Annotated in this window: 20 protein-coding genes; 4 read left to right on the forward strand and 16 right to left on the reverse strand. The window is 59.4% G+C overall.

The annotated features are described in order from the left end of the window. Positions 1-74: 74 nt before the first annotated feature. The 4 genes from WC600_02005 to WC600_02020 all read left to right on the forward strand — a co-directional run bounded on the left by WC600_02005 (position 75) and on the right by WC600_02020 (position 8,771). Positions 75-1,937, forward strand: a complete 1,863-nt coding sequence (locus tag WC600_02005) for a carbamoyltransferase (GenBank protein MFA4901498.1) — start codon at positions 75-77, stop codon at positions 1,935-1,937. Between the two features lie 341 nt (positions 1,938-2,278). Next, entirely contained in the window at positions 2,279-6,154 is a 3,876-nt protein-coding gene (locus tag WC600_02010; GenBank protein MFA4901499.1) for a chemotaxis protein CheB, read from the forward strand. 295 nt (positions 6,155-6,449) lie between these two features. After that, positions 6,450-8,093 carry an NAD+ synthase gene (locus WC600_02015; GenBank protein MFA4901500.1) on the forward strand — a complete coding sequence of 548 codons (1,644 nt, stop codon included), beginning with the start codon at positions 6,450-6,452 and terminating at the stop codon, positions 8,091-8,093. A 309-nt stretch (positions 8,094-8,402) separates the two neighbouring features. Then, entirely contained in the window at positions 8,403-8,771 is a 369-nt protein-coding gene (locus WC600_02020; GenBank protein ID MFA4901501.1) for a hypothetical protein, read from the forward strand. 71 nt (positions 8,772-8,842) lie between these two features. On the opposite strand, the gene WC600_02025 is transcribed toward WC600_02020, so the two are convergent. The 16 genes from WC600_02025 to glgP form a co-directional block, all read right to left on the reverse strand. After that, entirely contained in the window at positions 8,843-9,319 is a 477-nt protein-coding gene (locus WC600_02025) for a hypothetical protein (protein ID MFA4901502.1), read from the reverse strand. Between the two features lie 15 nt (positions 9,320-9,334). Then, the gene (locus tag WC600_02030; GenBank protein MFA4901503.1) at positions 9,335-10,051 is read right to left on the reverse strand and encodes an N-acyl homoserine lactonase family protein; all 717 of its coding nucleotides are present in this window, start codon (positions 10,049-10,051) and stop codon (positions 9,335-9,337) included. Positions 10,052-10,152: 101 nt separating this feature from the next. After that, a complete protein-coding gene (locus WC600_02035; GenBank protein MFA4901504.1) occupies positions 10,153-10,422 on the reverse strand; it encodes a hypothetical protein in 270 nt (89 codons plus the stop codon). A gap of 3 nt (positions 10,423-10,425) precedes the next feature. Then, the gene (locus tag WC600_02040; GenBank protein MFA4901505.1) at positions 10,426-11,217 is read right to left on the reverse strand and encodes a trypsin-like peptidase domain-containing protein; all 792 of its coding nucleotides are present in this window, start codon (positions 11,215-11,217) and stop codon (positions 10,426-10,428) included. Positions 11,218-11,346: 129 nt separating this feature from the next. Beyond that, positions 11,347-12,306: an alcohol dehydrogenase catalytic domain-containing protein gene (locus WC600_02045; protein ID MFA4901506.1), complete on the reverse strand. Its 960-nt coding sequence runs from the start codon at positions 12,304-12,306 to the stop codon at positions 11,347-11,349. 173 nt (positions 12,307-12,479) lie between these two features. Next, positions 12,480-13,616 carry a glycosyltransferase family 4 protein gene (locus tag WC600_02050; protein MFA4901507.1) on the reverse strand — a complete coding sequence of 379 codons (1,137 nt, stop codon included), beginning with the start codon at positions 13,614-13,616 and terminating at the stop codon, positions 12,480-12,482. 201 nt (positions 13,617-13,817) lie between these two features. Then, on the reverse strand, positions 13,818-14,876 hold the full coding sequence (rfaQ, locus tag WC600_02055; protein ID MFA4901508.1) for a putative lipopolysaccharide heptosyltransferase III: 1,059 nt from the start codon (positions 14,874-14,876) through the stop codon (positions 13,818-13,820). Continuing rightward, complete coding sequence (gene lpxA / locus WC600_02060) at positions 14,857-15,660, reverse strand: acyl-ACP--UDP-N-acetylglucosamine O-acyltransferase (protein MFA4901509.1); 804 nt, start codon at positions 15,658-15,660, stop codon at positions 14,857-14,859. The genes rfaQ and lpxA overlap by 20 nt, the downstream gene beginning before the upstream one ends. Then, complete coding sequence (locus WC600_02065; GenBank protein MFA4901510.1) at positions 15,650-16,414, reverse strand: glycosyltransferase family 2 protein; 765 nt, start codon at positions 16,412-16,414, stop codon at positions 15,650-15,652. The genes lpxA and WC600_02065 overlap by 11 nt, the downstream gene beginning before the upstream one ends. 64 nt (positions 16,415-16,478) lie before the next feature. After that, complete coding sequence (locus WC600_02070) at positions 16,479-16,649, reverse strand: Trm112 family protein (protein ID MFA4901511.1); 171 nt, start codon at positions 16,647-16,649, stop codon at positions 16,479-16,481. Positions 16,650-16,779: 130 nt separating this feature from the next. After that, positions 16,780-17,823: a lipopolysaccharide heptosyltransferase I gene (waaC, locus tag WC600_02075; GenBank protein ID MFA4901512.1), complete on the reverse strand. Its 1,044-nt coding sequence runs from the start codon at positions 17,821-17,823 to the stop codon at positions 16,780-16,782. A gap of 320 nt (positions 17,824-18,143) precedes the next feature. Further along, on the reverse strand, positions 18,144-19,538 hold the full coding sequence (locus WC600_02080) for an alkaline phosphatase (GenBank protein ID MFA4901513.1): 1,395 nt from the start codon (positions 19,536-19,538) through the stop codon (positions 18,144-18,146). Positions 19,539-20,081: 543 nt separating this feature from the next. Next, complete coding sequence (locus WC600_02085; GenBank protein ID MFA4901514.1) at positions 20,082-20,642, reverse strand: HAD family hydrolase; 561 nt, start codon at positions 20,640-20,642, stop codon at positions 20,082-20,084. Beyond that, positions 20,639-21,763 carry a lipopolysaccharide heptosyltransferase II gene (gene waaF, locus WC600_02090; protein ID MFA4901515.1) on the reverse strand — a complete coding sequence of 375 codons (1,125 nt, stop codon included), beginning with the start codon at positions 21,761-21,763 and terminating at the stop codon, positions 20,639-20,641. The genes WC600_02085 and waaF overlap by 4 nt, the downstream gene beginning before the upstream one ends. 402 nt (positions 21,764-22,165) lie before the next feature. Continuing rightward, the gene (gene lpxK / locus WC600_02095; protein MFA4901516.1) at positions 22,166-23,254 is read right to left on the reverse strand and encodes a tetraacyldisaccharide 4'-kinase; all 1,089 of its coding nucleotides are present in this window, start codon (positions 23,252-23,254) and stop codon (positions 22,166-22,168) included. Between the two features lie 76 nt (positions 23,255-23,330). After that, positions 23,331-25,469, reverse strand: a complete 2,139-nt coding sequence (glgP, locus tag WC600_02100) for an alpha-glucan family phosphorylase (protein MFA4901517.1) — start codon at positions 25,467-25,469, stop codon at positions 23,331-23,333. Between the last annotated feature and the right edge of the window lie 139 nt (positions 25,470-25,608).

Consider the following 25,608-nt stretch of genomic DNA (forward strand, 5'->3'; position numbering starts at 1 on the left):
AGAGGGTTAGGGTGAGGGGGGCTTTTGACTCCGTTACCCTAATTTATGAAAACTTGCACTAAGGGGACTATTGCGTGTCCGAAGCGATTCTCGGTCTTTCCGCCTTTTATCACGACAGTGCCGCCGCTCTGCTTATTGACGGCCAGATTGTCGCCGCCGCCCAGGAAGAGCGCTTCACCCGCAAGAAGCACGACCCCGCCTTCCCGGCCAACGCTATGAGCTATGTTATGGCCGAGGCGGGGTTCACCCCGGCGGACTTGACCGCGGTGGCCTTCTACGATAAGCCCTACCTTAAGTTCGAGCGGTTGCTTGAGACCTACCACGGCTTTGCTCCCCGTGGGCTCAAGAGCTTTATCATGGCCATGCCGGTGTGGATCAAAGAAAAGCTCATGATGCGCACCATGCTCAAAGATGAACTGGCCAAGGCCGGGGCCGGCGACCCTCTCGTCCTCTTTCCCGAGCACCATCTGTCCCACGCGGCCTCCGCGTTCTATCCGTCGCCGTACCAGGAGGCCGCCATTCTCACGGTTGACGGCGTCGGGGAATGGGCCACCACCACCATCGGCTTCGGTCAAGGGCGCGACATCACCATCCTCCGGGAACTCCAGTTTCCCCACTCCGTGGGCCTGCTCTATTCGGCCTTCACCTACTACACCGGCTTCAAGGTCAACAGCGGCGAATACAAGCTCATGGGGCTGGCCCCGTACGGCAACCCTGACGCCGAGCGGGTCAAGCGCTGGAAGTCCCTGATCCTTTCGGAATTGGTGGACCTTAGGTCCGACGGCTCGCTGCTTCTGAACATGGATTATTTCGACTTTGCCACCGGCCTGACCATGTGCAAGAACGACAAATGGGAGTCCCTCTTCGGGGTGCCCCGCCGGTCCGCGGAAAGTCTGCTGGACCAGCAGCATATGGACCTGGCCCTGGCCATCCAGCAGGCTACGGAAGACATCGTCCTGACCATGGCCGAGACCGCTAAGAAGCTCACCGGGGCTGATTATCTAGTGATGGCCGGCGGCGTGGCCTTGAACTGCGTGGCCAACGGCAAGCTGATCCGCCGGGGCACCTTTAAGGACATCTGGATTCAGCCCGCCGCGGGCGACGCCGGTGGCGCTCTGGGCGCGGCCCTGGCGGCCTGGCACATCTGGAAAGGCCAGGAGCGCCAGGCGGCCAATCCTCGCATGGACGACATGCAGGGGGCCTATCTGGGCCCGGAATACGACGCCGATGACATCCTCCGGGTGGTCCGGCGGCATGGGGCCCCTTATCGGCGCTATGACGACTTTGATGAACTCAGCCGGGACGTGGCGCAAATTCTGACCCAGGGCAAGGTGGTGGGTTGGTTCCAGGGACGCATGGAGTTTGGCCCCCGGGCCTTGGGCAACCGCTCCATCCTGGGGGACCCCCGGCACCCCGAGATGCAAAAGCGCCTCAATCTGAAGATCAAATACCGGGAGGGCTTCCGGCCCTTCGCTCCATCGGTCTTGCACGAGGAGACCGCCACCTACTTCGACCTGGACCGGCCCTCGCCCTACATGCTGCTGGTGGCCCCGGTTAAAGAAAACCGGCGCAACCCATTGCCCGAAGGCTATGAAAACCTGGAACTCTTTGACCGCCTCTACCACCTGCGTTCCGACGTGCCGGCCATCACCCACGTGGATTACTCCGCCCGCATCCAGACGGTGCACAAAGAGACCAACGAGAAATACTGGCGGCTGATCCAGGCCTTCAAGGAACTCACCGGCTGCGGCCTCATCGTCAACACCAGCTTCAACGTCCGGGGCGAGCCCATTGTCTGCACCCCGGAACACGCCTACCAGTGCTTCATGCGCACCGAAATGGATTATCTGGTCCTGGGCGATTTTCTCTTCGCCAAAACCGACCAGCCCGCCTGGCAGGAAACCGGCGACTGGCGCCAAGAGTTCGCATTGGATTAGGTATGAACCCCCCCTATGAAGCACTGCTTTTAAAGCCCCCCTTTGAAAAAGGGGGGTTTGGGGGGATTTGCTTTTCGCTTACCCCCTGATCTGACTCCTCATTTCCCGCTCCTAAGCCGCCTGGATGACCCTCGTTTGTAAGTTCAGCCTTCGATCCTCGTTCCCAAGCTCCAGCTTTCGCTCCTCGTTCCCAAGCTCCAGCTTGGGAACGCCACTTTCCGCCCAAGCTCTGCTTGGGCACCTCCCGTTTTTTTCTATTCATTTTCTTCAGATAAGGCTATTGTGAAACCTGAATGAGTGATTAATTTAAACAAAATAAAGCCTTCCCTCCAGGAGCCTCCATGGCCAGGAAGAAAAACCCCGCCGCCGCACCGGCAGCACCGCCGGTGGACGCGGACCCCAAAGTTCCCTCCCCGCCCAAGACCACACCCCAGGCCGAAGCACCCAAAGCCGCACCCAAACCTAAATCCACCGCCAAGCCCCGCCGCGCCCAGAAAGCCGCGCCACCGCCCGCGCCGTCATCCCCCCTGGTGGTGGGGGTGGGAGCCTCCGCCGGCGGCCTGGAGGCCTTCACCGATCTCTTGCGGCACCTGCCCAAAGACACGGGCATGGCCTTCGTCCTGTTGCAGCACCTCCCGCCCAAGCAGCACAGCATGTTAGCCCAGATCTTGAACAAGGCCACGGTGCTGCCGGTGGCGGAAGCCATGGAAGGCTCGGTGCCTGAGGCCGATCACGTTTACATCCTGCCCCCCGGCGAGGTCATGGAAATCCGGGAGGGGGCGCTTCGCCTGACCAGTCGGAATGAGACCGAAGGCCGCTACCTGCCGGTGGACACCTTCCTGACCTCCCTGGCCGCAGACAAAGGCGGCCAGGCCATCGGGGTCATCCTCTCCGGCACCGCCTCGGACGGGGTCCAGGGCATGAAGGCCATCAAAGAGGCCGGGGGCCTCACCTTCGCCCAGGACGAACATACCGCCAAGTACCCCGGCATGCCCCAGAGTTCCGTCGCCGCGGGCTGCGTCGACTTCATACTTACCCCCGAAGGCATCGCCAGGGAGTTGTCCCGCCTCGCCCGGCACCCCTTTGTCGGTCCCTGCGCCGAGGAAGTCCTGAAACCGGGGGAAGAGAGCGTCTTCGGCCAGATTCTCACCCTCCTCAAACGCGCCACCGGGGTGGACTTCACTTTCTACAAGCACAGCACCATCAAGCGCCGCACCTTACGCCGCATGGCGCTGCGCAAGATAGAAGCGCTCGGCAACTATCTGGCCTATCTCAAAGAGCACCCCGATGAGATTTCCGCCCTGTATGCCGACATTCTCATCAATGTCACCTCCTTTTTCCGGGACCCCGACGTCTTCGACGAGTTGAAGCAATCAGTCTTCCCGGTCCTGATGCAGGATCGGCCCCAAGATGGCCCCATCCGCATCTGGGTCCCCGGCTGTTCCACCGGGGAAGAGGTCTACTCCCTGGCCATTGCTCTCCTGGAGTTTTTTTCTGAGTCTGGCAAGGAAGCGCAGCTACAGATTTTCGGCACCGACATCGATAACGCCGCCATTGATATGGCCCGGGCCGGCAAGTACGGCGAACACGTCCTCGAACACATTTCCCCTCAGCGTCTGGGCCGTTATTTTGTCAGAATTGAGTCGGGCTACCAGATTCAAAAGTCCATACGGGACCGCTGCACCTTTGCCCGGCAGGACCTCATCAAAGACCCGCCCTTTTCCCACCTGGACCTCATTTCCTGCCGCAACGTCTTGATCTATCTGGGTCCGGTGCTGCAAAAACGGGTCATCCCCATCTTCCACTTCGCCCTCAAACCGGGCGGCTTTCTGATCCTGGGCAAATCCGAGGCCATCAGCGCCTTCCAGGAGATGTTCACCCTGGCAGACAAGAAGCTCAAATTTTATATCAAGAAGGACCTCCCGGGACGGCTGCCCCTGAAGTTTTCCCTGGAGGCCTACGCGGCCCGTGAAGACCTGTCGGTCCAGGTTATGGCGCCGGAAGAAGCACCCACCGGCCTGGACCTGATGAGAGAGGCCGACCGCATTGTCCTGGCCCGCTTTACGCCTGCGGGTGTGGTCGTGGACGAGAACCTGAAGATTCTTCAGTTCCGGGGCCATACCGGCCCCTTTCTGGAGCCCATGCCCGGCGAGGCCAGTCTGAACCTGCTGCGCATGGTCCGGGAGGGCTTGCGGGCCGAGGTGGGGGCCGCTTTGCACCAGGCCATACAAGGCGGCACCCCGGTGCGCAAGGAAAGACTTAAAGCCAGATACAATGGCCGAGGGCTGATGGTTAACGTTGAGGTCTTCCCCGTCAGTCCCAGCACCTTTAGGGAGCGGTTCTATCTGGTAATCTTCGAAGACGTCACCCCGCCGGCGCCCCCCGAGGCGGAAAAATCCGCAGCCAAGGCCCGCAAAGGCAAGACGACTCCCGGAACCGAGCGCATCGACGATCTGGAACACGAGTTGGCCGCCACCAAGGAGTACCTCCAGGCCACCATCGAGGAGCAGGAAGCCACCCTGGAGGAGCTCAAGAGCACCAACGAAGAGATCATGTCCTCCAACGAAGAGCTGCAAAGCCTCAACGAGGAGTTGGAAGCCTCCCGGGAAGAGCTGCAATCGGCCAATGAAGAGTTGGCCACGGTCAACGAGGAACTGGAGAACCGCAACACCGAGTTGACCCAGGTCAACGACGATCTGGTGAACCTGCTGGGCACCGTCAACCTCCCCATCCTCTTTTTAGACCAAAATCTGCGCATCCGGCGCTTCAACCCCATGGCCAAAGAAGTGCTGCACCTCATTCCCTCGGACGTGGGCCGGCCCATCGGTGATATCAAAACCGGCCTGGAAATCAAGGCCTTTGAAACGCTGCTCCGCCAGACCATCGACAACCTGCAGGTCGAGACCCGTGAGGTGCAGGATGACCGGGGGCGCTGGTACCAACTGCAGATTCGGCCCTATAAGACCTCGGCCCACAAGATCGAGGGCCTGGTGCTGAGCCTGGCGGACATTAGCGTCCTCAAGGCCAGCCTTCTGCAGGTGGAAGAGGCCCGGAACTACGCCCAGGCCATTGTCGAAACCCTGCGGGAACCCCTGCTGGTGCTGACTGGCGACCTCAGGGTGGTCTCCGCCAATCAATCCTTTTACGACTTTTTCCAGATCCTGCCCCAGGAGACCGAGAACCGCCTGGTCTATGAACTGGGCAACCGGCAGTTCGATGTTCCCGAACTCAAGACCCTGCTGGAAGAGATTCTCCCCCGGAACACCGTAATTCAAGACTTTGAGGTGGACCGGGACTTTCCCGGTCTCGGCCGCCATGTCTTAATCCTCAACGCCCGGCGTCTCCGTCAAGAGGCGGGCGTGGACCTCATGCTTTTGGCGTTACAAGACATTACCCTCCAGAAGGAGATGGAGGAGACCTTAAAGGACTCGGAACAGAAGCTCAAACATCTTAATAACGAACTCTTGAGCGCCCAGGAATCCGAGCGCCAATCCGTCTCCTTGGCCCTCCACGAGGAGTTGGCCCAAAACCTGGTGGCCTTAAAACTCAAACTCCGGAACATTGAATCACACCTTCCAGAGAATCAGCCAGAGGTGAAGGGAGACCTGGACCAGGCGGTGAAGAGCATTGACGGCCTGGTGGAGGAGGCCCGGGAGTTATCCTGGGGCTTGCGCCCTCAAGTCCTGGACCTGGGCCTGACTCCGGCGCTGCGGCACCTGGGGGACCACTTCACCCAGTACTTCCAGATGGACGCGGCTTATGAGGTCCCGGACCTCGACCAATTGCTGGCGCCCCAATCCCAGGTGATGGTCTACCGGGTTGTGCAGGAAGCCCTGGTCAACGTGGTCAAGCACGCCCAGGCCAACCGGGTCTCCCTGGAAGTCGGAAAGCAGGAAGGAAAAATCCGGTTCCAGGTGGCCGATAACGGCGTCGGGTTCCAGATGAACACTACCCGCGTGGATTTCTGCGAGAAGATCCAGTCGTCGCCGGACAAAGCCTGGCTGGTGGGCGGGGTGCCGTTTGTGGTAACCAAAGACGGCAAGGAATTCCAGGCAGTGCCCGAAGCCCTGGGAGCAAATGCCGGCCGCAAGATGGGTCTGGCCCTCATGGAAGGGCGTATCCGCTCCCTGGGGGGCACATTCACCATAACCAGCGAAAAAGACAAGGGCACCAAAATCACCTTTACCGTCCCCACGGACGGAAACGAGTCGGCCTGATAGTAAATTGCCTGCAATGAGATGTTTCTTGTAGGGGAGGGTTTTTAAACCCGCCCCTACGTCCCCGCCTGCCACGCTACTTCGAACTTCGAACCTTCCCGACCTCGTTCCCAAGTTGCACTTGGGAACGACACTTTTCGTCCAAGCTCTGCTTGGACACCTCTTCCTCTCCCTCCCGTGCACCCTCACTTGGCTTTGAACCTTAAACGTGAACTCTGACCAGTTTCAACGCTGAACAGGAATTTAGGGCACAATTGTTAGCATTCTTCCTCCATAACCCGTTATAATCAACCCCATGAAGATCACCCTGGCTCAACTCAACCCCGTGGTGGGCGATGTCAGCGGCAATCTCAAGAAAGTCGCATCCACCCTGGAACAGGTGTATGGCACTACCGACCTGGTGGTCTTCTCCGAACTTTTCCTGTCGGGCTACCCCCCGAGGGACCTGTTGGAAAAACCGGCCCTCATCATTCGGGTCCAAGAGGCCCTCGATGATCTGGTAATCCTCTCGACCCGCTACCCGGACACCGGCATCCTGGTGGGGGCCCCTTTGCCCACAGGCCGCGATACCGGCAAAGGCCTGTGCAACTGCGCGGTGCTGATCCATCAGGGCCAGGTGCTGCTGCGTCAGGGCAAATCGCTTTTGCCCACCTACGATGTCTTCGACGAGACCCGGCACTTCGATCCCGCCACGGCGGTGGAGGTCGTCCCCTTCAAAGGCGAAATTCTGGGAGTGTCCATCTGCGAAGACGCCTGGTACGACCCGGAGTTATGGTTCCGGCGCCTCTACCCCCTGGACCCCATCAAGATCCAGATCGAGCGCGGCGCCACCGTGCTCATCAATATATCCGCCTCACCGTTCCAGGTGGGGAAAGAAGCGCTGCGCCACCGGCTGCTTCAGCCCCATGCCCGGAAACATAAGGTGCCCCTGGTCTATGTCAATCAGGTGGGGGGCAACGACGAGCTCATCTTTGACGGCCGCAGCCTGGCCTTTGATCCAGCCGGCGATACCATGGCGGTGCTGCCGGGATTTAAAGAGGCGGTGGTCACCGTGGACCTGGCCCAACCCGGCGCCCCGGGCTTATATGTGCCAGCAACGCCCATCGCCACGGTGCACGAGGCCCTGGTCCTGGGCCTCAAGGATTACCTGGGCAAGTGCGGCTTTGCCAAAGCCGTGGTGGGTTTGAGCGGCGGGGTGGATTCTGCGGTCACGTGCTGCCTGGCAAGCCAAGCCCTGGGACCGGAAAACGTCCTGGGAGTATTGATGCCCTCGCCCTACACCTCCCGGCCCAGCATCGACGATTCCCTGATTCTGGCCGGCAACCTGGGTGTTACAACCAGGCTCATTCCCATCACCCCCATTTATCAGAGCTACCGGCAAGCCTTACAAGAACCCCTGGAACTGGGCGAAATCGAAGTGACCCTGGAAAATATCCAGGCCCGCATCCGGGGCAACATCCTCATGGCCATCTCCAATAAGTACGGCCACATGGTCCTGTCCACCGGCAACAAGAGCGAACTGGCGGTGGGCTACTGCACCCTTTACGGCGACATGAGCGGTGGGCTCTGCGTCCTGGCCGACGTGCCCAAGACCATGGTCTTTGAGTTGGCGAACGAGCTCAACCGGGATCGGGAAACCATCCCCTGGCAGATCATCCACAAGGCCCCCTCCGCGGAGTTGCGCCCGGACCAGAAGGACCAGGACACCCTGCCTCCTTATGACATCCTGGATAAGATCATGAATTATTACCTCACGGAGGGCTGCGCCTACGAGGATATTGTCAAACAGGGGTTTGACCCGGAAACGGTGAGGTGGGTGATCCGCGCCATTGACCGCAATGAATACAAGCGTCGCCAGGCCGCGCCGGGCCTGAAGATCACCTCCAAGGCCTTCGGCATGGGCCGGCGCATCCCCATCGCCGCCAGGTTCGAGTTATGATCCGGGGAATTAGACCTAGCGTCATAAATAATTTTACATATTTATCTCTGTTACGAAAAGTTCAAGGTTCAAAGTTCAAAGTAGAGTGGCGGGCGGGGACGCCCGCCCTACCGGGGTTTCATGGGTTTGAGAGAGCCAAAGGCTCATGAGTGACTGCGCCCTCTGCGCCTCTGCGATTAATTATTTTTCACCGCAGAGGCGCAGAGAACGCAAAAGAGCGCACGTGTTTAATTAACCAGTTTATTTCCAGGCTGAGGCCTGCTACCCTTTCACCAAAAGCGAGGCGTACACTCGCGCCGGAGGTCCCATATGCGTCTGGTAACCATTCTGGCCCTGATGGCCCTGGTCGTGGTCGTGTTCTCCACGCCGGCGATCACCAAGGATGAAAAGAAGGGTGACCATAACCTTTTTCAAAACGCTCCGGCACCCGCCAGGGAACAAGTGGTCGCTATTAAAGGGAGTACGAGATATATCGGTTGGCTTACGGATAGTGGTAAATTTTATATAGAGAGAAATGGCAAAATTATCATGGATGGTTGGGTCAACCGGACGGGCGCGGTGACGCTCTATTCCAGGCTCAGTGATGACAATTATGTGGGGCAGCTTAACCCCATGGGCAACGGCTTGCTGATGTCACCCCAGACGAGCGATACTATCCGACTAGAAGTGCAGCGCTAATCGCATCGCGTTCTGACAGCCGTTGCCCAAAGCCTTTTTTTGGACGGGGGCGGTTTTTCAATACTGTTGGCTCAATCAAATTTCTTCATCTGTCCCGGCGGCAAAGGACCGCCTTTGTCCAATTTCTTCATCTGCCCCGGTGGCAAAGAACCGCCTCCCTCCATTTTTTTCATCTGCCCCGGTGGCATCGGCGCTCCTCCCCACCCGGTTTTCTTGCCCTTGGCCCAGCCCGGGGGGCTTCTGAAATAAGTCGGGCCGATATTATAGAAAACTCGAGGAGGTTCGGCAATTACCCGCCAGGGGCCGATGAGGGCCTGGGCTATTTGCCAGAGGCCCTGATTGAAAGAGTAGAATTGATTGCCGTACTGAAAAACATCTTGGCCCAGATTGGGAGCATAATATACTCCGGGAACTTCGGGGATCGGTGCCCATCGGGGAGCCACATTGGGAGGGAAGATTGGCACTGATTTGGGTTGGGCCTGTAATGCCTGGGCCCCCAATAACAGGACCACCGCCAACAGCGTTAATACCATCGATAAACGTCTCATGATTTTTTCCTCCTTTTAAGCGGGAATGCTCTTCTGCCGCCCCACGGCCAGATCGTGCAGGGGGATAATGATGTCCGCCATCTCTTTGACCCGTCGGGCGCTGTCATAGGCGTCAATGACGTTAATGTGAACCCCTGAAGGAATAGGCGGCCCCGACGCGGGAAAATTCAATTCGTTGCAGCAAAATCCGGTGATCACCGCCTTGCCGGCCTTGGTGTTGACCACCACGGATTGGCCTCCCACGGTATGTCCGGGTGTGAGCAGCACGCTGATGCCGTCCACGATCTGGGCATCCCCGTCCACCTGCACTACTTCCACGTCATCCAGGAGGTCAGGGAAGTAGCGGTGGTCTACCGGGTGGGGCTCTTTGAAAAACTCGTACTCTTTCTTCTGCACGTAGACTCGGGCATTTGTGCACTTGTAGTCGTTTTCGCAGTGGTCGTTGTGCAGGTGGGTGTGAATAATGATATCGATATCTTCAGGTTTGAGGCCGTAACAGGCCAGCGCCTCCTCAAACTCCTGGATCTTCAGGCCGTACTGCTCCCCCACCTCAGGAGGAACCATAAACTGTTCCAGACCGGTATCCACCAGGATTTTCTCCGGTCCCCCCTCCAGGTAGAACACATAGATGGGAATCCAGATGCGCTTGCCGTAACCCTTGAGATACGTCATGATACCCTGATCCGTTTCATTGGCGCCCACCACCAGGGGGTGGATGACATATTCCCGCATAGCCCTCTCCTTCGGTGATTCTTTTTATATAATCATTTGATTCCCAAATGGAAGGTTTATTCACCATCGTTTGCAAAAATCTGGTCCAAGACAAGCAGCCTCTAACAGAGCCAGCAGCCCTGCTCCCGGATCTCTTCGTACCATTTGGTCAGGAGCTGGCGAATCCCTTGCCGGTCAACCAACAGGAGCCGGCGGGTTAAAGCCATGTCAATGAACCCGCCAAAATAGGCGAACTTCACCAGGCCCTCGAGGTTGTCCGGGGAGAAGTGCCGGGCGCGCTCCGGCACGCGTTCCCACATTTCTTGATCCTCGATGATGGACTTAACCTGGTGGAAATGGCTTTCCAGGGTGGCGTATTCTTCCGGGGTCACGGCTCACTTCATCCAGGGGGAGACGATTTGCCGGGCCATGTTGATGGGAATGGCAAAACCGATGCCCTGGCCCTGGGCCGAGATCATGGAGTTGATGCCGATCACCTGGCCGTTGATATCCAGCAAAGGCCCGCCGCTGTTGCCGGGGTTGATGGACGCATCCGTCTGGATGAAGTCCCCATAGGTCCCCCGGCCCAGCCCCCGGCGGCCGGTGGCGCTGATGATACCCACAGTCATGGTCTTTTCCAACCCGAAAGGGCTGCCGATGGCAATGGCCCACTGTCCCACCCGAATTTTGGTGGAATCCCCCATTTTCACGGCTCTCAGGCCTGTAGCCGGAACCTTGACCAGGGCTATGTCAAATCGGGGGTCGGAGCCCACCAGTTGACCCGTCACTTCCCGGCCATCGTTCAAGTGTACCAGGAGTTGCTGGGACCCGGCCACCACGTGGTTGTTGGTGAGGATGTACCCCCGGTTGTCAATGATAACGCCCGAGCCCTGGCCCACCATGCGCCGCTGGATGGGCTGGCCGCCGCCGAATTCCCGGAACATGCCTTCAAAAGGGGTGCCCCGGAAAAAGTCATCGGGTACGCCGAAAGGCCGCACCGTTACTACTCGGACAGCCTTCAGGCTCACCACCGAGGGCATCACCTGCTCGGCCACTTGGATGAAGTCATCCTGGAGTCCCACCGCGGCAACTCCCCAAGCCGGCTGCGGAGCCGGCGGACAGATGGCCAACAGGACGACCGCCACCAATCCCAGGGAAATAACCCCATATCGCCAACGCAAATGCATGTAAGTCCTCCTATAGGATGCGCCCGCGCATCCTCGTTCCCAAGCTCCAGCTTGGGAATGCCAATTTCAGCCCAAGCTCTGCTTGGGCACCACTAGTTCTTCTTGATCGGATTAACGACGGCCCCGCCTTCAACCACCCTCCCGGCAATCCAGCAAGACCTTCAACACCCCCGGACGCTGGGCCCAGGCCAAAGCTTTAAGTCCCTGGTTCAGTGGAAAAGTTTGGCTTATAAGGGGCCTGGGGTCCACCCATCCCCGGCGCAAGAGGCGCAGGGCCGGGGGAAAAGGGCCGCAGCGGTTCCCTACCAAACGCACCTCCGGCACCGCAATGGTCGCAGGGTCCAGGGGAAACCGTTCGATATAGGTGCTTTTCAGGATCACGGTCCCCAGGGGCCGGACCCGGGAGAGCGCCAGTTCCAGACCGGAAGGACTGCCGCTGGCCTCCACCACCACTTGGTAATCTCCGGCGGGCAAGTCCTTAGCCAGAAAAGTCTCCACCCCGTAAGGCCGGGCCAGGGCCAGATGCTCTTGATGGTGGCCGGCGAGGTTAACCTGAGCCCCGTTCAAAGCAAGAGTCCAGGAGATCTGCAGGCCCAGCGGGCCATCTCCTATCACCAGGATACAGTCCTCCGGAGAAATGAGAGCTGATTCCACGACCCGCAGAGCCGCGGCCAGGGGTTCGGTGAAGACCGCCGCCTCATCCGGGACCTCGGGCGGCACCGGATGGAGGTTGGCTGCAGGAATGACAAGGTACTGGGCGAAGGCCCCGTCATGGTTTATTATCCCAAGAACCCGGCGCTTCCTACAGTGTCTGGCAAGCCCCCGACGGCACAGGTGACATTCTCCGCAACCGCTAGTGATCTCCCCCACCACCCGCTGCCCCAGCCAGGGGGAATCCTCAGGGCCGGCCACCTCTCCCACGAACTCGTGGCCCATGATGCCGCGAAAATTGTGATAGCCTTTAAGAATTTGCAAGTCGGTGCCGCAGATGCCGGCCAGAGAGACCCGCACCAGGACCTCGTCGGGACCGGGTTGGGGCCGGGCCAGGTCTTTAATTGCCGGTTGTCCGTCGAAATAGAGTGATAGCATAAAAGCTCTCAGCGTCGCTCATGAGCCTTGGGCTCTCGGTAGGGCGGGCGTCCCCGCCCGCCACACTTGGTGGCACAGGTTTCTAACCTGTGCTGTTGGGCCATGCCCACCCTACTTTATTGCCCACGGTTTTTTTCTGACCACTGACCACTGGCAGCTTTTCCAAGCAGAGCTTACGAAACCGCTTCCTCCAACACCTCCAGGGTCTGGGCCACGGTGGCTTCCCAACTGAGTCCGGCCACAGCTTTGGTAGCCGATTGCCAAATTTGAGGGTCCCGGCTTTGGTCCAGGAACATTTCCAGGGACTCACTCAGGCCGGTGATATCGTCGGGTTGCGAGATAATGGCGCCATTTTCGCCGGGGGCAAGGAATTCCGCCGCGCCGTTGGCCGCGGTGGTAACTACCGGCAGGCCACACGCCAGGGCCTCCAGCACCACGTTGCTGCACGGGTCATAGAGCGTGGGCAGGGCCAGCACCGTGGCGGCCTGATAAAACGGCGCGGTCTCGTGCGTCGGCCCCCAGAACCTGACCCGGTCAGCCACCCCCAGGCGTCCCGCCGCCCGTTGGTAAGGAGCGCTGTTGCCTTTGCCCACCACCCATAAAAGACAGGTCTTATCGCTGAGATTGCTAAAAGCCTGCAACAGGAAAGCCAAACCTTTGCGTTTAAAACCCGAGCCCACGAATAATACTATTCCGGTATCATCCGGGACCCCCAGGCGGCCGCGCAGCTCGGACCGGGCCTCGGCCTCCAACGGCTGGAAACGCCGCCGGTCCAACCCGTTGTAAATCACCCGGACGCGGGCCGGTTCCACGTTAAAGTGCCGGATTATTTCATCCCGTACCTGCCGCGAATTGGCGATTACCCGCTTCAGGTCCGGAAAAGTAAAGAGTCGGCGCTCTACCAGAAGCATTGTCCGGTGAAATGGGCTGAGGCGTTGCGTGGCTCGGGCCAGGGGGGAAAGATATGGGGCTCGCCGGGCCAGCCATTCCCGGTGGCAGCCATCCCCGGCGCGGTAGACCTGGGGAGAAAGCACCCGCTCCAGACTGAACACTACCTGGCCACGGACCTGGTTCAAGAGACGGCGGCTATTGAGGGCAAAGGTAAGGACTCGCAGCGTCTTGCCGCCCCAGACCGGCACCCGCACATAATCCGCCTCAGGCCCCAGTGCAGCCCTGGCCGCGGCTTCCCCGTCCGTGCCGTACACTGTCACATCGTGCCCGGCCGCGGCCAGGCCCCGGACCAGATAGCCCAGGGTAGTCTCGGCCCCGCCAAGCGCGGTCACTCGCTGTCGCAGAAGCGCGATCTTCATAGAATATCGGTGGCACAGGCGTCTCGCCTGTGCGGGCGCAAGCCATATTGATAACTGAAACCATCATTCGCCAAAGTGATTCGCCATGGCCGCTAAAACTTCTCCCGGGGTCAGTTCGACCAACTCGTAGGGCGGAAAAGCGAAGCGCATCCCGCCTTATGTGAACTACAGAAAATAAAAAACCAAAAACAGAAAAAAATCTTACTGCTCTGTCAATAAATTTGCGAAATGCCGACCCATGGCCTCCAGCACCTCATCCGGTTGGATTTCCATCAGGCAGCGGCTGACCTTGGAACCCTCGCAGCCGTCTTTACCGCAGGGCAGGCACTCCCAGTCCTTTTTGATCACCAGGTGCCCTTCTCCCCATGGCCCCCAGTTGAACACGCCGCTGGGGCCGAAGAGCACCACCGCCGGGGTGTTAACCGCTGCAGCCAGGTGCATGGGAGCGCTGTCCATCCCGAAGAACAGCCGCGCCCGATTGATGAGGGCTCCCAACTCCTTCAGGCTCAGGCGCCCTACCAGATTGATGGGGTTGGCCCGGCATTCTTTAAGCACGGCTTTCAGCAAATCTTGCTCATGTGCGGCTTTGGTCCCGGTGAGCACCACGGGCAGGCCCCATTCCTGTTCAAAGGCTTCAATCACCCGGGCATAGCCGGTGGGAGTCCAGCACTTGAAACGCCAGCCAGCCCCGGGATGCATCACCACAAAAGGCCGTTCAGCCAATCCCAGAGAGACGAGCAGGTCATGCACGCGTTGTTCCACTTGGGGCTTCCAAAAGAATTGCAAGCGGGGGTGCTTGGGGTGAATACCCAGAGCCCGCACAGCCGCCAGGTTTTGGTCCACCATGTGCATTTTAATCGGGGGGCGAGGCAACAACCGGGTGAAACAGCCATACCGCTGCCAGAAGGGCTGCCGCGGGTGCGCAAAGCCCAGGCGCTCCTTCGCCCCGGTGAGGAACGCATAAGTGGCCCCCCGGTCACCTATGGACAGCTCTAAGACCAGGTCAAAGCGCCCCCGCCGGAGTTTCCGGATGAAGTTGAGCGTTTCTACCCAGGTCGCACCCCGCCGGTCCACCACCATGAGCTCGTCCAGGCCAGGGTGATCGGCCACCATGGCCTCGGTGCCCTTGGGGACCAGGTAGGTTAGGTGCGATTCAGGCCAGGCCTCTTTCAAAGCTGCGATCACCGGGGTGCTCACCAAGACGTCTCCCGGCTGCTTGAGCTTGATTACCAGGATGCGCTTAGGACTCGGAGTCGGCATTGCGGGTAGCTTTGGGGCCCATGGCCACGCCCCGCTTGGAGGCGCGGATGAACGAAAGGAGGTTCACCACTTCCGGGGTCATGGGGACTTCCTGTTCCACCCGGGCCATGGCTGCTTTGAGGTTGACCCGGCGGAAGAACAGAATACGAAAAGCCTGGCGCAAGGCGGCAATATTGGGGGAAGCCAGGCCGGCCCGCTTCAAGCCCACCAGGTTAACCCCCATGACGGTGTGGGTGTCATCAATAATGCTGTAAGGCGGGATGTCCCGGGAGGCCTTGGAGCCGCCCCGCAGGATGGCCAGGGTGCCCACCCGGATGAACTGATGCAGGAGACAGTTGCCCGCGATAAAGGCCCGGTCCGCGACCTCCACATAACCGGCCAGCAGAGCGCCGTTGACCAGCACCACATGGTCTCCCAAGGAGGAGTTGTGGCCCATGTGGCTCATGGCCATGAGAAAATTGTGGTTGCCCACCCGGGTGGCGCTGCCGGGGGTTGTGCCCCGATGGATGGTGACGTACTCCCGGATACGGTTGTGGTCGCCGATAATGGTGTAGCTCTCTTCCCCCGTAAAGGCGTAATCCTGGGGGTCATAGCCCACGACGGCTCCGAAGGCGATGAGGTTGTCTTTGCCAATGGTGGTGTAAGGCCCGATATAGGCGTGAGCCAGGATGCGGGTGCCGGCGCCGATGGTGCTCGGTCCGTCAATGATCACCCCCGGTCCCACGGAAACATCCGGCGCCAGTTCCACCCCGGGGGCTATCCTGGCGCTGGGGTCAATGGCCATCGAGGTCCCTCCCCCGGGAGAGCTCCCGGAGATAGTAGTATTTCAAAAACTTATACATGCTCATCAGCACCGCCAGAGTATAGCCCGGCGTGCCCTCCAAAAATCCTTGCCGAACGATGTAGAGATGGAGAAAGGTGAAAAAAGGTCGAAAGACCAGTTCCCCGGGAAAGGGCCGCCGGCCGCGTTTGGCCAGCTCCACCGCGGCCAGGCGGGCGTAACGGTCCATGCGGGTGACGTATTCGCTCACCGAACGGTAACTGTAATGGTCCAAAGGCGTCTGAAGATTCCCCACCGGCCCGGCAACCAGCACCTCTTCGTGGACCTCCTGATCCCGAAAGCGGCCCTGGTCCCGGCGAAAGAGGCGCAGGGTGTAATCAGGATACCAGCCCAAGTGCCTGATCCAGCGGCCGCAAAAGTAATTCTTCCGGGCCACCCGGTAGCCGGTCAGGGGTCCGTTCGCTTTAACCACCGCCTGGATTTCATCCTTTAAGGCCGGTGGCACCCGCTCATCGGTATCCAGACTGAAGACCCACTCATTTTGAGCCTGATCCAGGGCAAAATTCTTGGTACGGCCAAAACCCTGCCAGGGGGCGATAAGGACCCGATCGGTATAGGCCCGGGCCACCTCCACGGTGCGGTCGGTGCTGCCCGTGTCCACCACCACGATGTCGTCTGCAAAGCTGACGGACGCCAGGCACTCGCCGATATTGGCTTCCTGGTTCAGGGCGATTATGAAGACTGAAAGTTTAAGCATGGTTTAGTTGTCAGCTATCAATTGCCAGTTTCATTTCTAACCACTGATCACTGACCACTGGCCACTATTTCAACGGTTTGGCCTCGTCAATGAGCATAATGGGGATATCATCCTTAATTTCGTAAACCAGACGGCACTTATCGCAGATGAGCCCGTCCCCTTTCTCATTTAAGCGAATATCCCCCTTGCACTTGGGGCAGGCTAAAATTTCCAGCAGATCTTTGCTGATGGGCATGAGGCCTCCAATTTATTCAGAGATTAGTCCGCACTATCAGTTTTATGGTGGACCGTGCCCACTATCCATAGGGCGGCCCATGGCCGCCATTGGTCGGCGTGCACGGCACGCCCTATATTTATCCATACTATCAACTAATTTCCACTCTAGACAAGATATTCTCGCACGCAGCCCTTACAACCTCCGGTGTGAGTTCATTGAGGCACCGGGGTTCGGGGCACTGACGCTTAAAGCACGGGCTGCAGGGCAACTTAAGGCGCACCACCTGGTGCCCTTTGCCGAAGGGGCCGGTGCGCCAGGGGGCCGTAGGGCCGAAAAGGGCCACCACCGGCGTTCCCAGGGCCGCGGCCAAGTGCATAGCCCCGGTGTCGGTGGTAACGGCCAACCGTGCCCGCCTTAAGACCCCGGCCAATTCCGCCAGGGAGGTGCGTCCCGCCAGGTTGAAAATCGGTGCCCGGGTCTGTCCGGTGACCTCCGCGACCAGTTTTTCATCAGCGCGGCTGCCGGTCATGGCCACCTGGAATCCTCCATCGGTCAAGCACCCCGCCAGACGCGCCCAGGACGCGGCAGGCCAGAGTTTCGACGCCCAGCGGGCGCCGGGATGGAGCACTGCCAGGGGCCGCCCGGCTTCCTCCGGAATCAACTCCGAAGTATCAACCCCAGCATCCAGGTTCAGGCGGAAGCGGGGCAGGGCAGGGGGGGCCCCCAGGTAGTGGGCCAGGTTGAGGTAGCGCAGGACCGCGTGAGCCTCCGGGTCGAAAGGGTCCACCCGTTCGGTGAGCGCCAGATAACTGCCCTCCCGGGTCCGGTCATAGCCCACCTTGCGGGGACTCCGGGCCAGGGCCACCCAGACCGCACTCTTGAGTAAGCCCTGCACGTCCAGGACCAGATCAAAGGGCTGGGCCCGGAGGCGGCTGAGGAGACCACGCAGCCTGGCCGGGTTGGAGCCGCCCAGCAGTTCGCCGGGGTGCAAGCGGGGCGCCTCCCAAATCTCATCCAAGGCCGGGTGCCCCGCCAGCAGCGGCGCATACGCGGCCTCCACCAGCCAGGTGATCCGGGCGGACGGATAGGCCGACCGCAGGGCCTCCAGGGTGGGCAAAGTATGGAGTACATCCCCGAAGGAACTCAGTTTGACGATTAAAATCCGCGGTTGGGGGGAATTATGACTGACCATTATTCTGCTTCGCGGTTCATGATCCCAAAGACGGTTGCCCTATGTGACCATCGCCTCCATGACGCCAGCGCCTGGCGCTTCTCTCCCCTGGAATCATATCTTAGGGTTTTCTTTATATATTATACACCCTGAAATTATGCCCGCACTATTCAGCCAGACAGGCGATAAAACCTGGAAGCCATTGGTTCCGCAAGAGGGCCATGCAGGTCGCTTTCCTAAAGGCCACCAACCCTGGTGACAATCTTGGCGCATTGCAGAATAAAAGGCAGGCCAGGCTGGCCTGCCTCAGGAGGGGAGGGTTGGGGGAGCGGGGAGTTAGTTCAGGCGGAGCGCGGTTTCCACCGCAGGAAGCCCAGGCCCACCAGGCCGGAGCCAAAAAGCAATACCGAGGCGGGGACGGGCGCCGCGGTGCCGTTCATGACCCGGAAGAGCTCGGTATTGTCCACGTACAGCCCGCGGATCGGGTCATACAGATCGGCATAACCGGCCAGCAATTCGGAGCCGGCGCCGATGGCGTACAAGGGAACCAGGGCATTGGTGTGGTCGCCGGAATTATAACTGGCTCCAGGCAGCACACCTGCGCCATTGTCCACGACCTCATTAAAGGTTCCGGGGATCGGCCCCCCCAGATACCCGCATTCATGATCTGCAGTGACGAGGAGCAGGGTGTCGCTCCAGCTGCTGTTGGCGTTGACCCAATCTACTACAGCCTGGACCGAAGCGTTAAAATCCATCTGCTCTTCGATCATGCGACCCAGTTGGTTGGCGTGGTTGGCCCAGTCAATCGCGCCACCTTCGATCATGAGGAAGAAGCCGTCGGTGTCCTTATTGAGGACGTTCAGAGCTCCTTTGCTCATAGTGGCCAGGGAAGGCACGTTGGTGTTAAAAGGGACGACCCCGGGAGCGGCCTTTGGATCTCCATTCCGGGATTGTTGGGTCGTTTCATAAGCCTCGAAGGTGCCGACCACCTTGGTGACGGGAGGATTGGTGGTATTGGCCAGGGCTTCAAAAGCCGCCTTATCAGTAATATGGGTGTAACCATTAAGAGTCCCGGCATTCAGGGCACTCCAGGTGGCAGTGCCCCCCACGTACTTGGCGTCTTTGGGGGTTAGCTGATAGTTACCGCTATTGTCGTAGTTGATGTTCCCGGCGCCCATGATGACGTTCAAAGGGCTGCCGCTGGCGACCATTTCATTGGCGATGGCGGCATAGTTGTTCCGGCTGGCATTATGCGCATACATGCCCGCAGGGGTGGCGTGGCTCCACTCCACCGTGGTGACTACCCCGGAGGCCTTTCCCAAACCCTGGGCAATCTCGGTGATGGTCTTTAATTTATTGCCGCTGGTATCGGTATTGAGGACGCTGTCGTAGATTTTAACGCCCGTGGCCATGGCCGTCGCCGCGGAAGAGGAATCGGTGGGCCTGAATTTTACATAATTGAAATCACTCCAGGCCAGGCTGGGGTCATAGCCGGTGGAAGGGGCTCCCGGTTTCCCGGCGGAAAAGGTACTCATGCCATATTGCACCGGGAACGATTCATAGACCCCCTTGGTGCCCGTGAAGTAATCCGTGGCCTTGACGGTGTTGTAACCTTGACCGTCACTGATCATGAGGATGACGTTCTTGGGCATATCGGCCGACGCCAGGCCGGTCCACAGGATCAGGCTGAGCCCCGCCAGGGCGCTCAACCAGGTTTTCATACCACGATAACGCATGGATTCCTCCTTTCAAGTCATTCGGTTAACGTTTGATAACATCGATAGTCTCAAGTGCTTTGCGAGGTTTTTGGGGATTGTTGGCCAGGTCACCTCCTCTTCCAGAACTCTGGTGACCTTTTTACAACAACAATATTAAAGTAGAACTAGGTATTAATTAGTAAGTAATTAAATAAAGTATAATTAATTGTAATATACTAAAACAAATAGAGGATTTAATTAAAGTCAGTCACAATCCGAGTTGTCGAAGTGATGCTGTGAGTTAGGCTCAGGATAGCCCTATCTAAATGAGACTAAAGTTATTTATTAGTTAAGAATAGGTGTGATTGAAAGAAAAAATGAATCTGAGATGGTTAAGACCGGCCGAAGTAATCCCTACTTCGGAAAACGGCAAGGGAATAAAGGGGCCAAACTGGTAGGGCAGGACAAGGAGGAGGGCCTAAATGCCCGGCAAAATAATGAGCCTACGCCCAGTCCACCCCGGAAGAGTTCTCAAGAATTTAAGCACCTAACCGTGGAGCAAGAGAATAATTCATTCCAAAATCATCCACTCTTAAAGTCCTGCAAAATCCACTCCACTGCTTCCCCAAGATCCGGCGCTACATGGACCGGCTGCACCTTTTGCGCCGCCCGGAGGTAGCCATATTCGCCCTGGCCATAGCCCGTAAGCACCAGGATACCCTGGACCCCGGCGTTGGCCGCGGTCTGAATGTCGTTGTAACGGTCGCCCACGGCATAAGACCGGGTCAGGTCCAGGTCCAGCTCCCGGGCCGCCTGCTGTATCAGCGTAGGATGAGGCTTGCGGCAGGCGCAGTTCTCCCCCGGACTATGGAGACAGGCGTAGATGCCGTCCAGCTGTGCGCCTGCCGCGGCCAGGAGCGTTTTCAGGTGTTCATGGACTTCAGCCACTAAAGACGCGGGAAAGTAGCCCCGGGCGGCCCCGGACTGGTTGGTGACAATCACCACCTTGAACCCCGCCTCGTTAAGCCGGCGGATGGCCGGGCCAACCTGGGGCAGCAGCCGGAAACGGCTCACGTGATTGATATAGCCCATCTCCTCGTTGATGGTGCCGTCCCGGTCCAGAAATACCGCGGGGTGACTCATGCGCCTCCTTTAAGCCGGTCCCGGGCCGCGGCCAGGGCTTCGTCCACCGTTATGGCGTTCAGGCAGGCGTAGCCTACCTCGCAGGTACGTTTGAAGCAAGGGCTGCACGGCCAGGGATGGCGAATCACCGTGGCGAGGGCAGAAAAAGGGCCGGTGGCCACAGGGTCGGTGGAGCCGAACAGGGCCACCTGCGGCACCGAAAGCGCGGCCGCCGCATGCATCAATCCGGAATCATTAGTAACCAGGAGGCGGAGTTGGGACAGCACCCCCAGGGCCTGGCGGAGGGTGGTGCGTCCCACCAGATCGACCACCGGCTTTTGAAGATAGTCCTTGACCAGGTCCGCTACCGGGCGCTCGTCGGCACCCCCCAGGAGCACCAGACGCGCCCCGAACTCCTGCTGCAGAGCCCGCCCTAAGGCGGCGAAGCGTTCCGGCGGCCAGCGTTTAGCCGGACCGTAAGCCGCTCCCGGGCTCAATCCCACCCAGGGACCCTCACCAGGGAGGTCGATTTCTTGCAGGAATTGGGCCGCACCGGCCACTTCTTCCGGTTCCAAGGAGAGCGTAGGGGGTGTAAAGGTGGCCACTCCTCCCAGAGCTTTAAGCAACCCAAGCAAATAGAAAACGGTGTGCAAACCGTCGAGATGGCTGCGGCCGGACACGGCCTCCTTGAGGAAGAGGCCCCGGGCATCGGTATTATATCCCACCCGGGACGGGACCCCCACCAGCCAGAGTCCCAGGGCGGATTCCATGGAGTTTGGCAAGGCCAGGGATACGTCGAAGCGCCCGCGCATCTCCCACAGGACTTGCCATTTGCCCCGGCCCGAGGGATATCGAATAATCTCCACCACCCCGGACTGGCTGACGAAGACCGGAGCGACGCGGGGCACCGCCAGCACGGTGATCCCGGCCAGGGGAAAAAGCCGTTTGAGCCCGGCCAGCACCGGCAGGCTCATAATCGCATCCCCAACCCAGTTGGGGGCGCGTACCAGCACGCGTCGCACCCCTTCCGGATCTCGGGCAAACCGGCGGGATACCTGCAGCTGGGCAAACCGCTGCCGGACCTCGAGGGGCAGGGGCTGTTCTTGAGGCTGGCGAGTTTTTTCTGTGGATACAGGATTCATATACAGGGGCTAACTAGTTCTCATCCGAAAACGTTTAAAGATGCAAACGGCCTTCAAAGTCCCCCTTTGAAAAAGGGGGATTTAGGGGGATTTTCGGGTACTTATGAATCCCCCCTAACCCCCCTTTGGTAAAGGGGGGGATTTTAAAGGCGTTTCTGGATGAAAACTAACTAAAGGGGCGACCCTCTCCAAATAAGCTATTAATACCAATGGCATTCAAATGGTGGCACAGGCGTCTCGCCTGTGCAAGGGCAGGCTACAACCTGCGACTACCCGAAGAAGCTTCTAGAGCACGGTATAAGGCATTGTAAAACATTTTCGGCTGATACGGTAGGGGGAGCTTAAAGGGAGGCGGCCAGCAGCGTATCCAGGCGGCGGGGAGTAAGGAGATGCTGGAGCCGGTTAACGCTCTAAAAACGTCAGTACGCATTCGGGTTCACTCAACCGGGCTTCTACATCCAGGACCCATAGGGGCACGCCCTCATGCCAACGCTCCCCTAAACGGGCCCAATCCTTCCCGGTGGTGATGAGGGCTTCGGCTCCCCGGGCTTGGGCCGTTGCCGCCAGGTCATGCACTTCCCGGGGGGTATAATTATGGTGGTCGGGGAAGGGTTGGAAGCCTTTCTGGTCCACCCTCAGATCCTGCAAGGTCGCGGTGAACACCTCAGGCCGGGCCAGGCCCGCAAAGGCCATCAGGGCGCGGTGGCGAACCACCTCCGGCGCCTCGGCCTGCCCGCCGGGATACGACGTGACCCGCACCGGGGAGATGCTCGCAGTCAACACCATTTTGTCCGGGAAGCGCTTTTGGATGGCCAACAGATTAGCTTGATGGCGCGGGTGGTCGAACCGGGTCAGGATAATGGTTTGGGCCGCGTTCAGCGCGGTTAGCGGTTCCCGCAGAGGCCCCCGGGGCAGCAGATAGCCGTTCCCGAAGGGAGAAGCCGCGTCCAGCAGCACCAGGTCCAGGTCCCGGTGCAGTTGAAAATGCTGGAAGCCGTCGTCCAGGAGGAAGAGGTCCGGCTTGAACTCCTCCCAAGCGGCCAGTCCCGCGGCATAACGGCAGGCGCCGGTATAGACCGCCACGCCGGGCAGGGTCCGGGCCAGCCAGTAGGGCTCCTCGCCCACTTCGGGGGGCTTACGGTAGAGGCGTTCGCCGTCGGAAAGCCGGGTGGGGGCCTGGATGCGGCCGCCGTAACCCCGGCTGAGGATGGCCACCCGTTGGCCCCGGTCCCGCCAGAGTGCGGCCAGGCAGGCCACCACAGGGGTCTTACCGGTGCCCCCCACCGTGATGTTCCCCACGCTGATGACCGGGGCCGGCAGCTTTTTCGTCCGGAGCAAACCCCGGGCGTAGAGGGTGCGCCGCAATCCGGCCCCCAGGCCGTAGAACCGGGAGGCGATCATGGCAGCCGCAGTGAGTCCGGCGTTAGGGGGTGGTCCGGCGTCATCCGCCCCCTGGAGCCGCCGGAACAGATTATGCCAATAGGGCCGCATAGGTTACGTTATAGACGATTTCGGCGCTTCCTGGCAACCTTTCCGGGATGCCGCCACTCTCGGGTGACAGAAAGCTTCATTTCATGGAAATGCCCAAGGCTGGCTGATAACATTTCTGGGCGTATTCTTTCACCATGCGCCGGGCGCTAAAGCGGGCCGCGGTGCTCTTGATGGCGTTTTTCATCAGTTGCACCCATCCCTGGGGGATGCCGTTATCGTCGTTCTTATAATAGAGGGGCACCACCCGGTGTTCCAGAATATCATAAATGGCCGCGGCGTCCAGGGCATCCCGGTTATCCTCGCCGTTACCGCCGAAGGCCCAGCCATTATTATCGTTGAAGCCCTCGATCCACCAGCCGTCCAGAATGCTCAACTGAGGCAGACCGTTTAAGGAGGCCTTCATGCCGCTGGTGCCGCAGGCCTCTAAAGGCGGCAGGGGGCTATTGAGCCAGACATCCACGCCATGGACCAGGGACTGACCCAGCAGTTCCCCGTAATCTTCTACAAAGGCGATCCTCCCCTTCAACTCGGGGTCCCGGGCAAAATTGAAGATCCGCTGCAAAATGCGTTTGCCCGGGTCGTCGGCTGGATGGGCTTTGCCAGCAAAGATGATCTGCACGTTTTGCCAGGGCTTGTGGAGGATGGCTTTTAGACGCTCCAGGTCCTGAAAAATCAGATCGGCCCGCTTGTAGGTGGCAAACCGCCGGGCAAACCCCAGGGTAAGGTCGGTGGGATCGAGCATCACCCCGCCCGCCACCACGTTGGCGCAATTGGAGTGTTCGTTGCCCCAACGCAGCCGGGTCCTCTCCCGAATCAGGTCGATGAGCCTGGACTTCTGCTGGCGGTGCACCTCCCAAAATTCTTGGGGAGGAATGTCGTCCAACCTCTCCCATACGGCTGGATTATCGTGATCTTTCAGCCAATTATTCCCAAGATAGCGGTCAAACAAGAGTTTCATTTCGGGCGAAATCCAGGTGGGCACATGGACCCCATTGGTGATGGAAATAATGGGGACCTGGTCTGCCGGCTTATCCGGCCAAAGGGGCTGCCACATCTTCCGGGAGACCTCGCCATGCTTGACGCTGACGGCGTTGTGGTAATCCGACAGCTTCAGGGCAAAAGCGGTCATGTTGAAGCCGGCGTCGGGGTCTGCGGGGTTGCGTCCCAGGTTGAAGAATTCATCCCGGCTAAGCCCCAGGCGAGAACAATAGCTGGAAAAATAACGGTCTATCAGGTCAAAGGGGAAGACGTCGTGGCCCGCGGGCACCGGGGTGTGGGTGGTGAACACCGAGGTAGCCCGCACCTCTTTGACTGCGTCCTCATAAGTCATCTTGCCCTCTTCCATGCGCTCCCGGATGCGCTCCAGTAAGGCAAAGGCAGGATGCCCTTCATTCATATGAAGCACTGAATGCTTGATGCCCAGGGCGGCCAAAATTGCTGTGCCCCCCAGCCCCAGGACGATTTCCTGGAGCAGCCGCTCCTCCATCTGGCTGATATAGAGGTGGTCGGAAATCCGCCGGTAGGCCGGGTCGTTGGCCGGGAGGTCCGTGTCCATCAGGTAGAGGGGGATGCGCCCCACCATGACCTTCCAGACCGACACGAAAATGGGCGGTTCACACACCGGCACCTGCACCACGAGCTGTTCGCCCTTGTCGTTTAACACCCGGGCAATGGGGGCGGCGTCCCGGTCCAAAACTTCGTCGGCGCCTTCCTGCCAGCCGTCGGCATTGATCATCTGGCGCAAATAGCCGTCGGGATACATGAAGCCCACGGCCACCAACGGGGTCCCCAGGTCGCTGGCCTCCTTAAGATGATCTCCGGCCAGAAACCCCAGACCCCCGGCATAGAAGGGCAGGGAGTGGTGCAGGCCGTACTCCAGGGAGAAGTAGGCGATGGGCTCGCACTCCTCTTCAGTAATGTTAGCCGTGAACCAACAGATCTGAGTCTCCACATCTTGATGAAACTGGGCCAAGACCGGGTCATAGTGGCGGAGATACTCCGGATCGCCTGCCGCGCCCTCCAGGATTTGGGGAGGCAAGACCTTTAGGAGTTTCACCGGGTTGTGGTGGGTGTCCTTCCAGGCCGGGCGGTCCAACCTCTTAAAAAGCATCCGGGCTTCGGGGTGCCAGCTCCACCACAGGTTGGAAGCCAACTCGCCCAGACCCGCCAGACGCTCCGGCAGGTGGGGAAATTTATCCTTCAGGCTGTCTTCCATGGGCGCTCACTCCTGCATCCGGAATCGAGGCCGGGATCAAAGGGGCATCTTTAATTGAAATTAAACTAATGCTTATCAGGGGGAAAGCAAGGGTGGGTTAATTTCGGGCAAATTGCTTCCACAGGAAGAATTTGGCCGA

The sequence above is a fragment of the Desulfobaccales bacterium genome (assembly GCA_041648175.1).
GTDB lineage: Bacteria > Desulfobacterota > Desulfobaccia > Desulfobaccales > 0-14-0-80-60-11 > 0-14-0-80-60-11.